Genomic DNA, 15,830 nt, shown 5'->3' on the forward strand with positions numbered 1-15,830 from the left:
TGAATAAATGTTGAAAATAGCTATTCTCGGTCTCGGAGAGGGACGCAGCACCATGTCGGCGGCTTTAAAAAGCTCTAAGTTAGAGTTAGTAAAAATATGCGATAGAAATGAAGCATTGTGCAAGCAAAGGGCTCAGGAATTTGATTTCCATTCTTATACAACAAATTATGATGATTTATTGACGGATAGCGCAATCGATATCATTGCAATTTATACACCAGATCATTTACACGCCCAACACGTGAAACAAGCCTTGCTTCACGGAAAACATGTGGTGTGTACCAAGCCTTTCATTGATGATCTCGTCGACGCTAAAGCGTTACTGGAGTTAAGCAAAAGCACAGGAAAAAAGGTTTTTATAGGTCAAAGTTCCCGATTTTTTGAACCGGCAAAAAGACAAAGAGCGGATTTTGAAGCGGGCTTAATCGGTGATTTAATTACCATTGAGGCGCACTACCACGCAGATCACAGATGGTTTTTGGCCAAAGACTGGTCTTTGCTGCAATCATTCAAATGGCTTTATGGCGGATTAAGTCACCCGGTAGATTTTATCAGGTGGTACCTGCCTAATATTGAAGAAGTAATGGGTTATGGAATGATCAGCAGCAATGGAAAAGCAGCAGGCTTGAAAAATGAAGATACGATGCACTTTATTTTTAAAGCAACTGATGGCAGAATAGCAAGGGTGAGTGGCGTTTACACCTCTCCGACACAGCCTGCGCAGAGAGATAGTGGCATGAGCTGTATTTTGAGAGCAACAGAAGGCGCAAGTCAGGCCGATTATCATGAACTTCGTTATTCGGTTACCACCAAAGAAGGCGAACAAAAAATAGTCACATGGGGTGATGATACTTTAAAACATTATTTCCGTTTTGAGGGACAAAGTCATCATGCTGGTGAATACCAAAATTACTTGGAATATTTTGCCGACAGTATTGAACAGGATTTTGTGGCTTATCCCAATATGGAGGAAGGTATCGGAACCGTCGCCTTATTACAGGCGATGGATAAAAGTCTGCAAACAGGAATGCCAGTTAAAATTGCTGACGTTTTAAAGGAATATGAACTATGAACAGTATCTATAATAAGTTAACGGCATTGGATTTTATAATTGTTGCCATTTATTTGGTCACATTATTGGTGATCGGTTATGTGGTAAGTGTAAAACAAAGTAAGAAAAATGAAACGCTTTTTCTGGCAGGTAATTCCCTCAACTGGTATAATATAGGATTCAATATGTGGGGAACTAATGTTGGCCCCTCTTCCTTATTAGCTTTCGCCAGTATTGGTTATGCCACAGGTATTGTAGCGGGAAATTTCGAATGGTATGCCTTTGTTTTTTTATTGCTGCTGGCGATGGTTTTTGCACCACGCTATATTGCAAGTAAGGTGAGTACCATGCCCGAGTATATGGGTAAACGGTATGGTGATAGCACACAAACCATTTTGGCTTGGTACGCCATGGTGAAAATTTTGGTGAGCTGGTTGTCACTGGGCTTGTTCAGTGGAGGGATTTTAGTGCGCCAGATTTTAGGAATACCGATGTGGCAAAGTGTGACGGTTTTAGTGATTTTTTCAGGCATTTTTACTTTTGCCGGCGGTTTAAAAGCAATTGCAAAAGTGAATGTGTTTCAAATGATTTTATTAATTGTTGTATCGCTCACACTTTCTTTTCTGGGATTACAAAAAGTAGGAGGCATAGAAGCGCTGATCGCTAAAACACCAGCCAATTTCTGGAATCTGGTACAACCGACAACTGATGCACATTATCCCTGGCATGCGATATTATTGGGTTATCCCGTTGCTGCAGTTGCATTCTTTTGTACCGATCAATCGATGGTCCAAAGTGTATTGGGGGCAAAGAATTTAGAACAGGGACAGCTTGGCGTTAACTTTATTGGTTGGTTAAAAGTAATGGCATTGCCTTTATTTATTTTACCAGGAATTCTGTGCTCTGTTTTGTATCCGGAATTAGGAAAAAACTCTGATTTGGCTTATATGACCATGGTAACCAACTTATTCCCTAGCGGAATGAACGGGCTGGTAATTTGTGTGATGATTGCTGTTTTGGTGGGAACTATTGGTTCCTCACTCAATGCGTTGAGTACGGTTTTCACAAATGATATTTATGTAAAGAAAATCAATCCGGCGGCAACGATTAAAGAACAGATTAAAATAGGACGTATCACCATTGCAGCAGGATGTGTGTTTGCTATTCTTATCGCGATTGCTATTGACAATATTAAAGGTCAGAATTTATTTAACATTTTTCAGGCGGTTTTGGGGTTTCTTGCTCCATCTTTGTCTGTTGTGTTTTTGTTGAGCATTTTTTGGAAACGCACGACTAAGAAAGCGGTAAACGCCACTTTATCTTGGGGTTCTGCCTTTAGTTTATTTGTCGGGGTGCTGTATTTATGGGTTTTCCCTGCCGATAAATATCATGTTTGGCCTCACTTTTTATTGATTTCGTTCTATATTTTTGTTACACTTTTGGTAACGGCTATCATCATTTCATTAACCGATAAAAATCCGGAAACCAATTTTGTAAGCGAAACCGATGTTCCTAAAACCAGCAAACGAGTGAAGCTATTATTCGCCCTATTGGGACTAACCATTTTGAGTTTATACCTCATTTTTAATTTTAATTAATATGAACACTTTTTCTTCTTTAGGCCAAAGTTTTAAAACAGTTGTTTGCGTTTGTACCTTATTATTTTTGTCAGAGGCTGCTTCAGCGCAAACTTGGATTTGGTATCCCGGAGATTTCGAAATCAATTTGGCGAATCAAATGCAAAACCGCAGAACTGACAGAGGTTCCTTTTTTCCTGTTTTTTGGAAAATGGACACCTTTTATAATTTGATTGATTTTCATAAAGATTTTAATTTAGCAAGTCCGGAAGAAGTGACCATTGCGGTTGAAGGAACGTACAATATCAAAATTGATGGTCAGGCTTTATTTGGTTTTCCAAAGAAATTTACAATGCCTGCAGGGAAACATAAATTGAGTCTGAAAGTCTATAATCAGGCTTCGGTTCCTGCGATTTTTATTAATGGAAAAACCGTAAAATCGGATGCTACCTGGTTGGTTACTTTTGAAGATAAAGAATGGATTGATGAAACCGGTAAAACTTCTGATCAATCAGGAACTACCTGGTTGCTGGCAGGTTCCTGGAATTTAAACGATGGCAATAATCCACCGTCCAAATTTGCTTTACCAGTGAAAAAAATGGAGCCTGTAAGTATGGTGAAATCTGGAGATGGAAATCTTTATGATTTTGGTAAAGAGACTTTTGGATTCATCAAATTAAATGGATTGCAAGGAAAAGGAACGGTGAATGTTTATTACGGTGAGTCGAAAGAAGAAGCACTTTCTAAAGAAAACTGCATGACTTTGGACTATATTGAAGTGGATAACGCTACGGCAAAAGACCGTGTTATGGAACTTTCCAAAGCGTTTCGATATGTACAGGTTGTGCCTGCTGCAGGAGTGAAAATGGGTTCTGTAAATATGTTATATGAATATGCGGATGTAAAAGACCAGGGTGGTTTTCGTTGTTCGGACAATCAAATCAATGAGATTTATGATGTGGCGAAATATACTTTTCATTTGAATACCAGAGAGTTTTTTATAGACGGAATCAAAAGAGACCGCTGGGTTTGGTCGGGCGATGCGTACCAAAGTTATTTGATGAATTATTATCTGACCAATGATTCTCCAACTGTCGAAAGAACTTTGTTGGCTTTAAGAGGGAAGGATCCGGTAACGGCGCACATCAATACCATAATGGATTATACTTTCTATTGGTTTTTGGGAATTTACGACTATTACCAATACACTGGCGATACTACTTTTATCAAGCAGTTTTATCCAAGAATGCAATCCTTAATGGAATATTGCTTATCCAGAAGAAACAGCAACGGAATGATGCAAGGGCTTTCGGGCGATTGGATTTTTATTGACTGGGCGGATGGTTTGAGTAAAAAAGGAGAGGTGAGTTTTGAACAATTATTATTGGCTCGAAGCCTTGAAGCAATGACCACCTGTGCCAAAATTGCAGGAGACGATGCGGGTTCATCAAAATATGCAGCATTGGGAGTTGATTTAAAATCTAAAATTTTCACTAAATATTGGAACCCGGAAAAGGGAGCTTTGGTACACAGTTTTGTAGACGGAAAACAAACCGAAAACGTGACACGTTACGCCAATATGTTCGCTATTTTCTTTGATTATTTTTCAGAACAGCAAAAACAACAAGTTAAAAGTTCGGTGTTGTTGAATGATAAAATCCAAAAAATTACTACGCCCTATATGCGTTTCTACGAGTTGGAATCCTTGTGTGCAATGGGCGAACAAGATTATGTTTTGAAACAAATAAAAGACTATTGGGGCGGCATGCTGAAATTAGGAGCTACTACCTTTTGGGAAGAGTACAATCCGAATAAAAAAGGAGCCGAACATTTAGCGATGTACGGCAGAGAATTTGGAAAAAGCCTTTGCCATGCTTGGGGTGCAAGTCCCATTTATTTATTAGGAAAATATTATTTGGGTGTGAAACCATTGAAGCCCGGATATTCCGAATATGAAATCAAACCCAATTTAGGTGGATTGGAATGGATGGAAGGGAAAGTGCCTACACCAAAAGGAGTTGTTGATGTGTATTGCAGTAAAAAAGAAATCAAAGTCAAAGCCGTCGAAGGGAAGGGAAAATTGATTTTCGAAAGTCAAAATAAGCCGAAGACCAATTCGGGAACCATAACGGAATTGTCTAAAAACAAATACCAATTAACGGTTAAACCGAATGTGGATTACCAAATCAGTTACAAAGCACTTTAAGAAAATGAGTCTAAAAAGTAAATCTATTTATAAGGTACTCTTGGTTTTTTTGAGTTTTTCAGCTTTGGCTCAAGGCCAAAAATGGGATGCTGTAAAAAAAATCAATTGGCAAGCGGCTCCTTTTGTAGTCGTGCAGTCTAATTGCAAGGCATTCAAAATGACGCAATATGCACATGTATTTTCAGGCAGTAAACATAATGTTATTCGCATTGCTCCTGAATTACAAGGACTAACGGGTGTGGAACTTCCTTTGGATAAATATAAAAACGGCACCAATACCCCAATAAAACTAAAATTCGCAGCGTCCGTACAAGTACTGATCGGGACTTTTCAAGAAAAAGACAATGCCGAATACCGTCAATTAAATACCGGGACTAATGCCAAATTGGTTCTTGAAAATGGATTGACAGTAACAGGTTTGCCTCCGGTAAATGTGTATGCTGTTTCTTTTCCAAAAGGGACCCATATCATTAATCCCGAAGGGAAAGGCTTGTTTGCCATCTTGGGAGTGGTAAAGAATGCGCAACAGCTGGTTTTTCGTAATGCGGAACTTCCGGATGGAAAGCTATGGAACCCAACTTTTATTGTGGAAGGATTTTCAGATGAAAAACCACTTTTTGAAATTATCGGCGGAGAAAACACCGCAGTAGTTGATGAAGGAATGCCCGGAACCGAAGGAATTCAGGGAGGTTTTGAAGGGGGGCGTTGCGTGAAAGTAGGCGATACCTATCATATGTTCCCTACCGAAAGAGCGGGTGAAACAGGTGTTCCCTATTATTACGACCGAGTGAAAACACGAATTGGACATTGGACCAGTAAGGACGCCATTCATTGGAAACGAGAAGCTACTGTCTTACAAGCCAGCGGAACGTATGCCGTTGCAGAAGAAGACAATCCGATGAACGATCGCCGCGCTGCAATCTGGTCGTATATGCCTGTTTTTAATGAAAAAGCAAACCGATGGTACGGTTATTATTTGGCGTATACCGTTCACAAAGAAATCGAGCCCAATCATTCTTTTGGAAGAATTTGGCGTTGTGAGTCGGTTGCAGATGGAATAGCAGGAATTGGAGGTCCTTACAAAGATATGGGTATCATTATGGAACCGGGTCTGGACTCAAAACCATGGGAAGGGCGCCAAGGTGTGGCTTCTTTTTTTCCGTATAAAGTGGGAGACAAATGGCTCGGTTTTTACAGCGGGGCATATCCGTTTGAATCTTGGGGCGATTATCCCAAGAAAACAGGGAAAGGTTGGTTTGTTGGATTGGCGCAATCGAATAGTTTAGAAGGACCTTGGAAACGAATGGGAGATGCGATTAACCCAGTTAAGTCAATGCATCCTTTTTTTGTTGAAAATCCTATTGTGAGTCAGCTTCCTAATGGAATGTATATTGCCGTTTTTGATGGAGGACCTGATGGTTGGGGGCATCATTTGCCTAATATGATGGGTTATTCTTTGTCGAAAGATGGGTATAAATGGTCCGAAGCACGTTATCTGCCTATAGAAACCAAGGTAGCTAAATGGTGGGATATTATGCGTACGCCACTTTGTTTGATTCCGGAAGGGAACGACGTTTATACGATTGTGTATGCTGCTATAGATTTGAAAAAAAGATTTCATCCTATGGGTATGGTACAAGTAAAACTGAACAAAGAAGTGATGGAATCCCGATTGGCGGAATTGTGAAATAAGAATAAGCAGGTTCCGTGTAATTAAGAATAAAGTTTAGAAAATGAAAAACACAATGAAATATCTCGTTATTGGAATAGCCGCTTTGTTGATAGCCAGTTGCGCGACAAAATTTAAGAAAAGAGAAATCACCGATAGTGTCATGCAGGAGATTTATAATGAAATAAAAACGCCTTATAAATATGGACTTGTAATGGTGCCAACGGACAACTCCTATAAAATGGACTGCCCAAGTGTATTCAGGAAAGAGGGTAAATGGTTTATGACCTATTTAATTTATGGAGGCAGAGGGTATGAAACCTGGCTGGCCGAAAGCGATGATTTGCTGCATTGGAAACACTTAGGAAAAGTATTGTCTTTTTCTGAAAATGAAACCCACTGGGATGTGAATCAAAAAGCGGGATATATTTCATTACAGGACCCGACTTGGGGCGGAAGCTATGAATGGGAAAAGTATGATGATAAATATTGGATGAGTTATTTTGGAGGAGACAGCAAAGGGTATGAAGCTGGAGTATTGTCTATCGGGATGGCTTATTCAAAAGAATCACCTACGAAGGCCCATGAATTTGAGCGATTAGACAAGCCAGTTCTGAGTCCAAAGGATGTTGATGTGAGTTGGTGGGATAATAGTACGATGTATAAAAACACAGTAATCAGAGATAAAGCGAAAGTAACAGGACATAATTTTATTATGTACTACAATGCCCGTGGTGATAGCCTTAAGCCTGCCCATGGCGCTGAAAGAATTGGAATGGCGGTTTCAGATGATATGAAAAACTGGAAACGTTTTGGAAAAAATCCATTGCTTAATAATCATAAAGGAATTACGGGAGATCCTTACATTCAGCGTATCAATAATACTTGGGTGATGTTTTATTTTGGTGCTTTTTGGAAACCGGGAGCTTTCAACCGTTTTGCTGTTTCCAACGATTTAATTCACTGGAACGATTGGAAAGGGGAAGACCTGATCAAATCATCGGAACCTTATGATGATTTATTTGCCCATAAATCGTTTGTCGTAAAACACGACGGAATTGTATACCACTTCTATTGTGCGGTGAATAAAGGAGAACAGAGAGGAATTGCAGTGGCAACTTCAAAGGATTTAGGTAAAAGTGAAATGACATTTGTTGCAATAGATAAGAAATAATGAATAAAGTTAGCCTACTATTTTTTCTCCTGTCTGGTCTTTGTGGCATGCAGGCGCAATCCGTTACGGGTGAGCCGGCGGGAATTCCGGAATTACACAAAAAATATGAGTTTGCCCCTTGGGAAGACCCAACCGTTACAAGTATTAACAGACAGCCTTCCAGAGCAACGGGGTATTCGTATACCAATGTTGAGGATGCGCTAAAAGGAGACCGAACAAAGAGCCGACTTCAAATGCTTAACGGAGCATGGGATTTTAAATATGCAGTGAATCTCAAAGAAGCTTCGAAAGATTTCTATAAAGGGAAAGTATCCGGTTGGGATACCATTGAAGTGCCTTCCAACTGGGAACTAAAAGGCTATGATAATCCTATTTATAAAAGTGCGGTTTATCCGTTTAGACCCATAAATCCTCCTTTTATTCCTAAAGATTACAACGGTGTTGGCTCCTATCAGCGCAGTTTTACGGTTCCGGAAAACTGGAAGGATATGACCGTGACTTTGCATTTTGGCGGCGTAAGTTCTGGCTTTCAAGTGTGGTTAAACGGAGAATTTCTAGGGTACGGAGAAGATAGTTGTCTTCCGTCCGAATTTGATATTACACCTTATTTAAAAGAAGGGGAGAATGTAGTTTCTGTACAGGTTATTCGTTGGGCTGATGGCTCGTATCTGGAAGATCAGGATCACTGGCGTGTCAGCGGAATTCAGCGGGAAGTTTTTATTATGGCCGAGCCAAAATTACGTATTCAGGATTTCTTTTATCAAACCAAGTTAGATAAAGAGTACAAAGATGCGGTGTTTCAATTGCGCCCAAAAGTAGAAAATCTGACCGGCATAAAAATAAAGGATTATACCTTTCAGGCACAATTATATGATGCAGACAATGTGCCTTTATTCAAAGAACCATTGCAAAAACCCGTCATTGATATGATAAACGAAAGTTATCCTCGTTTGGATAATGTGCGATTTGGAATGTTTAAAGAGACGATCAAAAATCCTTTAAAATGGAGCTCAGAAGTGCCAAATCTCTATACTTTGGTGATGACATTAAAAGATCCAAATGGGAATATTACCGAAGTTAAATCCTGCAAAGTAGGATTTCGTTCCGTCGAATTTTCTAAAGAGAATGGCAAAATGCTCATCAACGGAAAAGAGACTTATGTGTATGGTATCAATCGTCACGACCATAATCCTATTCGAGGGAAAGCCTTGACAAGAGAAGACATTAAAGAAGATATTACAACGATTAAGAAATTTAATTTCAATTTGATTCGTACCAGTCATTATCCAAATGATCCTTATTTTTATGATTTATGTGATCAATACGGGATCATGGTAATGGATGAGGCTAATCAGGAAACCCACGGTATTGGCGGAAAATTAAGTAACGATCCAAAATGGACGAATGCGTATTTAGAGCGTATGACCCGAATGGTCTATCGAGATAAAAATCATCCGTCTGTTGTTTTTTGGAGTTTGGGGAACGAAGGAGGGAAAGGGCCTAATCACGCTGCTATGGCTGGATGGGTACATGATTTTGATATTACACGCCCGGTACATTATGAACCGGCACAGGGAAATCCCAGATTGGAGGGTTATATAGATCCGCTCGATCCAAAGTATCCTAAAACGATAGATCATGCCTATCGATTTGAAAACCCTCAAGATGAGCCTTATGTGGATATGGTCAGCCGATTTTATCCTGGGGTTTTTACGCCTAAATTTTTGGTTGATCAAAAGAAAGATACCCGTCCTATTATTTTTGTGGAATATTCACATGCTATGGGAAATTCAGTAGGGAACTTAAAAGAATTATGGGATGAATTTCGTTCTCTTCCACGAGTTATCGGAGGATGTATTTGGGAATTTAAAGATCAGGGACTGTTAAAAACCGATTTACGATCAGGTCAGGAATATTTTGCTCATGGTGGTGATTTTGGTGAAAAATACCATGACGGTAATTTCAATACTAAAGGTTTGGTTGATTCTAATGGAAGGCCAAAAGCTTCGATGTATGAAAATAAATGGATCTATCAGCCTGTAATCAGTAGTCTAGGGGAGGGTTTTCAACTTGAAATTAAAAATCGTCAGGCAACAAATTCTTTAGCAGGGTACCTTCCGGTAATTACAATTTTGGAAAATGGGAATGTTATAAAAGTGCAAAAATTACAACCTTTTAAATTAGAAGCGGGCCAGTCGACGGTTTTGGATGTAAGGACTTATTTGCCAAAAATGAAAAAGGAGGCAGAATACTTTTTAAATATCGAATTTCAGCTTTCACAAGATGCAGCATGGGCCTCAAAAGGATATCCCGTCGCTACAGATCAATTTTTACTAAAAAAGGCGGACGTCGTTTCTTATGATTCTACAAAGAAAAGTACAGATAAGGCTGATGTTGCTGAATCTGAATCTGAATTTAAAATCAAAGGAAAATCTTTTGATATCAAAATCAGCAAAGTGAATGGTGCACTTAATTCTTATATTTTCAATGGTGAGGAGCAGATTTTTGCTCCATTACTCCCTAATTTTGTTAGACCGCTTACTGATAATGACCGCAGGGGATGGAAGTCACATAAGGTTTTGAAGCCATGGTATAAAGCTAAACCAAAATTGACTAAGATCGCAATAGATAAGTCAAATACTGTCATTACAATTAGCAGTGACTATGAAGTTATAAAAGATAGTGCGCAGGTACGGGTAGTTTATAGTATTAATCCAGATGGCGTTATAAAGGTAGATTACCGTTTACAGGCTTCTAAAAAGTTACCAAATATTCCGAAAATAGGAATGCAAATGGGAGTGCAAAGGAAGTTGGATCAAATTTCATGGTACGGTAAAGGGGAGTTAGAAAATTACAGTGACCGAAGTTTTGGATTTACGGTAGAAAAATATTCTTTACCTATTAATCAATTTATAGAACCTTATGTAAAACCGCAGGAAAATGGTAATAGGACTGAGGTAAGATGGATGGCTTTTACAACTGCTAAAAAAAATGAAGGCGTACTGGTTGTTAGCGATGCTAAAGTAATGAGTATGAGTGCATGGCCGTACACCCAGGAAAATTTAAGTGAGTCTACCCATACTTTTGACTTAAAAGATCCGGGCTTTTTGACTGTGAATATTGATTTAATTCAAATGGGTGTTGGCGGAAATGACAGTTGGTCTCCGGTCGCCCAACCAATGGAAAAATATCAAATTCCTTCAGGGGATTATAATTATAGTTTTTATTTAATCCCTTTTGCTTCATCGAAAAATGGATTGGATCAAAACTTGAAAAAATTTAAATATTGATTACAATGTTCCGTAAAAATTGCATTTGGTTTGTATTACTTATCGCCGGACTGGCGGCAGCGCAAGAGCCTCTTAAGGGTGAGAAAGCGTTGTTTGAGCCTACGGCAGCATCTTCGAAGCCATGGGTGTATTGGTATTGGATGCAGAGTGCTTATTCCAAAAAAGGAATCACAGCTGATTTAGAAGCAATGAAACAAGCAGGAATAGCGGGTGCTTATTTAATGTCAATCAAAGGTCCGACAGATCCGCCATTGCTAGATCCGCCAATTTTGCAATTGAGTGCAGCGTGGTGGGATATGGTAAAATTTGCAATAACCGAAGCCGATCGTTTGGGATTGAAAATTGCTTTTCATGCCGCCGATGGCTTTGCGGTTGCCGGAGGTCCCTGGATAACTTCTGAACTATCGATGCAAAAGGTAGTGTGGTCAACCACTCCCGTTAATGGAGGGGCTACCATTCATATAAAATTACCGGTTCCGCCTAATTATGAAGGCTATTATAAAGATATAGCGACTTTCGCAATTCCGGTCCAAGAAATGGAGGTTACCTCGCAGGAACAACTACCTAAAGTAACGTCTTCTTTGGGAAACACGGACGTGTCTTTTCTGGCCGATTCGAAGAAGGAAGGAAATTTTAAGTTAGATGAAAAAGGATGGATTCAATATGAATTTGAAAAACCGTTTACCTGCAAATCAATTTTAATAACAACCAAAGGCAATAATCATCAGGCACAACGATTAATCGTCGAAGTCAGCAATGATGGAGTTCATTTTAAATTCCATGAAAGGATGATTGCGCCACGCCACGGCTGGCAAGATACAGACGCTCCTTACACTCATACGATACAACCGGTAACGGCGAAATACTTCAGATTGGTGTATGACCCAAGCGGGACCGAACCTGGTTCAGAAGATTTGGATGCAGCCAAATGGAAACAGAATTTAAAAGTGAGCGGCATTATACTTTCCAATCAATCCCTTATTGATAATTTTGAAGGAAAGTCAGGAGCGATTTGGCGTGTCAGTCCTCAAACTACCGCCATTCAGGTTCCCAATAGCGACTGTGTTTCAAAATCGAAAATGATTACCATTTCAAAATTTTTGGACGCAAATGGAAATCTTACCTGGCTTGCGCCAAAAGGGAAATGGAAGATAATACGTATGGGACATACTTCCACGGGTCACATGAATGCCACTGGTGGAGCAGGAAAAGGACTGGAAGTAGATAAGTTTAATCCGGAAACGATTCGTTTTCAATTAGATCATTGGTTTGGCGAAGCCATTCGTACCGCTGGTCCGGAATTGGCATCGAAGGTGATTAAAATACTCCATATTGATAGTTGGGAATGTGGCAGTCAAAATTGGTCACCGGTTTTTCAAGCCGAATTTTCAAAAAGAAGAGGCTATGATCTGGTTGATTATTTGCCGGTAATGGCAGGAATTCCAATCGAAAGTGCCGAAATTTCTGAAAAGATACTATATGATGTACGAAAAACTATTGCGGATTTAATCGCGGATAATTTTTTCGGTACCATTGCCGAAGAAGCCAAAAAAGCGAACGTGAAATTTAGTTCCGAAAATGTGGCGCCAACTATGGTGAGTGATGCCTTATTGCATTTTAAATACGTGGATTATCCAAGTGGCGAATTTTGGCTGCGAAGTCCTACTCACGATAAACCCAACGATATGCTGGATGCTATTTCTGGCGGGCATATTTATGGAAAAGATATTATTCAAGCCGAAGCTTTTACCGAATTGCGAATGGATTGGGACGAACATCCCGGGAATTTGAAAACATTGGCAGATCGAAATTATGCGCTCGGAATAAACCGATTTTTCTATCATGTATTTGTACATAATCCATGGACTGATAGAAAACCAGGAATGACTTTAGACGGAGTGGGTTCTTATTTTCAAAGAGACCAAACGTGGTGGAAACCGGGAAAAGCTTGGGTAGATTATTGTCAGAGAGTTCAGTTTCAGTTGCAAAAAGGGAAACCGGTGATTGATTTGGCTATTTTTATTGGAGAAGATTTTCCTTCCCGTTCAGTGCTTCCAGATCGATTGTTGCCTTTTATTCCTAATATTTTTGGTCAGGAAAGAGTGGCAAGTGAAGCGATTCGATTGGCCAATGAAGGACAGCCTACAGCTAAAATGCCTAAAGAAGTTACTTACTCAAAAAACATCACCGATTTATCGCAATGGATAAATGCCATGAATGGGTACCAATACGATTCTTTTAATGCAGACGTATTATTAAATAATACCAAAGTAATAAATGGAAAAGTGGTTGTTTCGGACGGAATTTCCTATGGTGCGTTGCTATTTCCGGGAAGTCATAAAATGGCTCCCAATAGGATGATTTCTTTGGCTGTAGCCAAAAAAATATTGGAACTGGTAAAACAGGGAGCAACCGTTTTTATTGATGAAAAACCAAATGTACAACCAGGAATGCATTCGGATGCGGATTACAAAAGCTGGCAACACGTAGTGGATGAGATTTGGAACAACAAATCCAATTCAACTTCATGGAAAATCGGAGAAGGGACCGTAATTAAACTGCCTTATTTAGGAAATGATTTTGCATCAATTGGAATCCAACAAGACCTTTATTTCCCTAAATTAAAAAGAGCCGATTCGGAAACTTTTGCCTGGACACACCGCCATACCTCGACCGAAGAAATTTATTTCATTTCGAATCAAAAGGAAGAAAAAAGACAACTGGAAGCTTCGTTTCGAGTTAGTGGAAAAATGCCGGTCTGGTACAACCCGGTTACTGATAAAACAGCTGTGTTGACCAGTTGGAAAGAAGAAAATGGGCGCACTATAATTCCGTTAGTACTAGAGGCTAATGAATCTGGTTTTGTTGTTTTTAAAGTTATAACAAAAGGCATAAGTGCTAAAGGAAATCAAAATGGGTCTGATTTTGAAGTATTGCAAACGGTAGATGAAAATTGGGAATTACAATTTGACCCTGCATTTCATGGTCCGAAGAAGGCAGTGAAGACCAATGTTCTTTTTGACTGGAGTATTTCGGCTAACGACAGTATTAAGTATTATTCAGGAACGGCAACGTATCAAAAGGAATTGATTTGGAAAGGGAAAACCAAAGATAAAATTTGGTTGGATTTAGGGACCATTGCCAACATAGCTGAGGTAAGTGTCAATGGAAAAGATTGCGGCACACTTTGGACGTATCCGTATAGAGTGGATATTTCTGAGGCACTTAAGAAAGGAAAAAACACAGTCAGTATAAAAATTACCAATACGTGGGCAAATCGATTAATGGGCGATCAAAAGTTGCCAAAGGAAGAAAGATTAACCTGGACAACGGCTCCTTTTAGACTAGAAGGAAAGGAACCGCTTAAAGCAGGTTTGTTGGGTCCGGTTACAATAGTAAAAGAAAAAACAGAAAAAAAATGATAAATTTTAGGAACAGTATTATTGCAATTTTTTTGATTTTAGGAAGTGTTCAAATGAATGCAAAAATCAAATTACCAGCGCTGTTTTCGGATAATATGATGCTGCAGCAGAAGGCTAATGCACCTATGTGGGGCTGGTCGAATCCAAATGAAAGCGTTACGGTAAAAACTTCCTGGGATTCAAAAACCTATAAAACCAAAGCGGATACTAAAGGAAAATGGAAGGTGGTATTACAAACTCCGGTTGCAGGAGGCCCATTTACTATCGAAGTGAATCAGGGAACCGAAAAAATAGCGGTGAAAAATGTACTTATTGGCGAAGTTTGGTTGTGTTCGGGTCAGTCCAATATGGAAATGCCGTTAAAAGGTTTTCCCGGTCAGCCGGTTAAAAACGGGAATGAAGTAATTGTCAGGTCTACCAATTTCAATATTCGTTTAATAACGATACCCAGAGCTACAGTGTTAGAGCCATTAGATGATTTTGAAGGTAAATGGGAAACTGCTTCTCCTAAATCTACGGCTAATTTTAGTGCAACGGCTTGGTATTTTGGTTCGCTTTTACAAGAAGTATTAAAGGTTCCGGTGGGATTGATTCACGTGTCTTATGGTGGTTCCAGCATGGAAGCCTGGATGAATCAGGAAATGTTGAAAGATTTTGAGGGCGTGAAAATTCCAAAAACGAAAGAGGATCTTGCAAAAGACCCTAATCGTGTGGCGACGACTTTATTTAACGGGATGCTTTCGCCGGTCATCGGTTATGGAATTAAAGGCTGTATTTGGTATCAGGGGGAATCTAATTATGAAAGAGCTGCGCAATACAAAGACTTGTTTAAAAAGATGGTTGGCAGTTGGAGGGGTTTATGGAACCAAGGCGATTTCCCTTTTTATTATGCACAGATAGCACCATTTAATTATGCTTCGTTTCACCCGAAAGATAATTTGGAAAAATACAATTCAGCTTATTTGAGAGAAGCGCAATTGAAAGCTTCGACAGCAATCTCAAATGCGGCGATGGCGGTTTTGATGGATGTAGGGGAAGAAAATAATATTCATCCGGTTGACAAAGAAAAGGGAGGGAGTAGATTAGCGTATTTGGCTTTGGCCAAAACCTATGGAATAGAAGGCTTTGAATTTGAGAGTCCCAAATTTAAAGGTATGGAAATTGTGGGTGGCTCCGTAACGGTCTCTTTTGATGACGCGCCGAACGGAATTACAGCGTACGGAAAAGAAGTGACTGGCTTTGAAATTGCCGGAGAAGACAAAGTTTTTTATCCTGCCAAAGCAGAAGTTCGCAGGAAATCGGTAGTGTTAACTTCGGATAAAGTGGCGAAACCAATAGCAGTTCGTTATTTGTTCAGGGATTTTACCAAGGCGGAACTTTTTAGCGTGGGAGGATTACCCGTTTCGTCTTTCAGGACAGATGAATGGTAATGGTAATAGTA

At 39.5% G+C, this 15,830-nt stretch carries 8 protein-coding genes; all 8 read left to right on the top strand.

Going from position 1 to position 15,830, the window contains the following annotated elements; translation table 11 throughout:
• Nucleotides 1–7 precede the first annotated feature (7 nt).
• The 8 genes from ACNQGH_RS12080 to ACNQGH_RS12115 are packed head-to-tail and all read left to right on the top strand — an operon-like array spanning nt 8 to nt 15,819.
• The gene (locus ACNQGH_RS12080) at nt 8–1,072 is read left to right on the top strand and encodes a Gfo/Idh/MocA family protein (protein ID WP_417956265.1); all 1,065 of its coding nucleotides are present in this window, start codon (nt 8–10) and stop codon (nt 1,070–1,072) included.
• Nucleotides 1,069–2,649, top strand: a complete 1,581-nt coding sequence (locus ACNQGH_RS12085; protein ID WP_417956266.1) for a sodium:solute symporter — start codon at nt 1,069–1,071, stop codon at nt 2,647–2,649. The genes ACNQGH_RS12080 and ACNQGH_RS12085 overlap by 4 nt, the downstream gene beginning before the upstream one ends.
• Before the next feature lies 1 nt (nt 2,650).
• Nucleotides 2,651–4,834 carry an alpha-L-rhamnosidase-related protein gene (locus ACNQGH_RS12090; RefSeq protein ID WP_417956267.1) on the top strand — a complete coding sequence of 728 codons (2,184 nt, stop codon included), beginning with the start codon at nt 2,651–2,653 and terminating at the stop codon, nt 4,832–4,834.
• Nucleotides 4,835–4,838: 4 nt separating this feature from the next.
• The gene (locus ACNQGH_RS12095) at nt 4,839–6,521 is read left to right on the top strand and encodes a hypothetical protein (RefSeq protein ID WP_417956268.1); all 1,683 of its coding nucleotides are present in this window, start codon (nt 4,839–4,841) and stop codon (nt 6,519–6,521) included.
• Nucleotides 6,522–6,567: 46 nt separating this feature from the next.
• Nucleotides 6,568–7,677 (top strand): glycoside hydrolase family protein, encoded by a 1,110-nt coding sequence (locus ACNQGH_RS12100; RefSeq protein WP_417956269.1) that lies wholly within the window; start codon nt 6,568–6,570, stop codon nt 7,675–7,677.
• Nucleotides 7,677–10,967 (top strand): glycoside hydrolase family 2 TIM barrel-domain containing protein, encoded by a 3,291-nt coding sequence (locus ACNQGH_RS12105; RefSeq protein ID WP_417956270.1) that lies wholly within the window; start codon nt 7,677–7,679, stop codon nt 10,965–10,967. Before ACNQGH_RS12100 ends, ACNQGH_RS12105 begins: the two co-directional genes overlap by 1 nt.
• 5 nt (nt 10,968–10,972) lie before the next feature.
• Nucleotides 10,973–14,389: a glycosyl hydrolase gene (locus tag ACNQGH_RS12110; RefSeq protein WP_417956271.1), complete on the top strand. Its 3,417-nt coding sequence runs from the start codon at nt 10,973–10,975 to the stop codon at nt 14,387–14,389.
• The gene (locus tag ACNQGH_RS12115) at nt 14,386–15,819 is read left to right on the top strand and encodes a sialate O-acetylesterase (RefSeq protein ID WP_417956272.1); all 1,434 of its coding nucleotides are present in this window, start codon (nt 14,386–14,388) and stop codon (nt 15,817–15,819) included. Before ACNQGH_RS12110 ends, ACNQGH_RS12115 begins: the two co-directional genes overlap by 4 nt.
• The last annotated feature ends 11 nt before the right edge of the window (nt 15,820–15,830 follow it).

Origin of the sequence: Flavobacterium kochi, from assembly GCF_048286715.1 — a bacterium.
Lineage (GTDB): Bacteria > Bacteroidota > Bacteroidia > Flavobacteriales > Flavobacteriaceae > Flavobacterium.

Bases quoted from the DNA above. Each gene is read 5' to 3' on its own strand.
- ACNQGH_RS12100 (WP_417956269.1), top strand. From the start codon at position 6,568: ATGAAAAACACAATGAAATATCTCGTTATTGGAATAGCCGCTTTGTTG.
- ACNQGH_RS12105 (WP_417956270.1), top strand. From the start codon at position 7,677: ATGAATAAAGTTAGCCTACTATTTTTTCTCCTGTCTGGTCTTTGTGGC.
- ACNQGH_RS12095 (WP_417956268.1), top strand. From the start codon at position 4,839: ATGAGTCTAAAAAGTAAATCTATTTATAAGGTACTCTTGGTTTTTTTG.
- ACNQGH_RS12115 (WP_417956272.1), top strand. From the start codon at position 14,386: ATGATAAATTTTAGGAACAGTATTATTGCAATTTTTTTGATTTTAGGA.
- ACNQGH_RS12080 (WP_417956265.1), top strand. From the start codon at position 8: ATGTTGAAAATAGCTATTCTCGGTCTCGGAGAGGGACGCAGCACCATG.
- ACNQGH_RS12085 (WP_417956266.1), top strand. From the start codon at position 1,069: ATGAACAGTATCTATAATAAGTTAACGGCATTGGATTTTATAATTGTT.
- ACNQGH_RS12110 (WP_417956271.1), top strand. From the start codon at position 10,973: ATGTTCCGTAAAAATTGCATTTGGTTTGTATTACTTATCGCCGGACTG.
- ACNQGH_RS12090 (WP_417956267.1), top strand. From the start codon at position 2,651: ATGAACACTTTTTCTTCTTTAGGCCAAAGTTTTAAAACAGTTGTTTGC.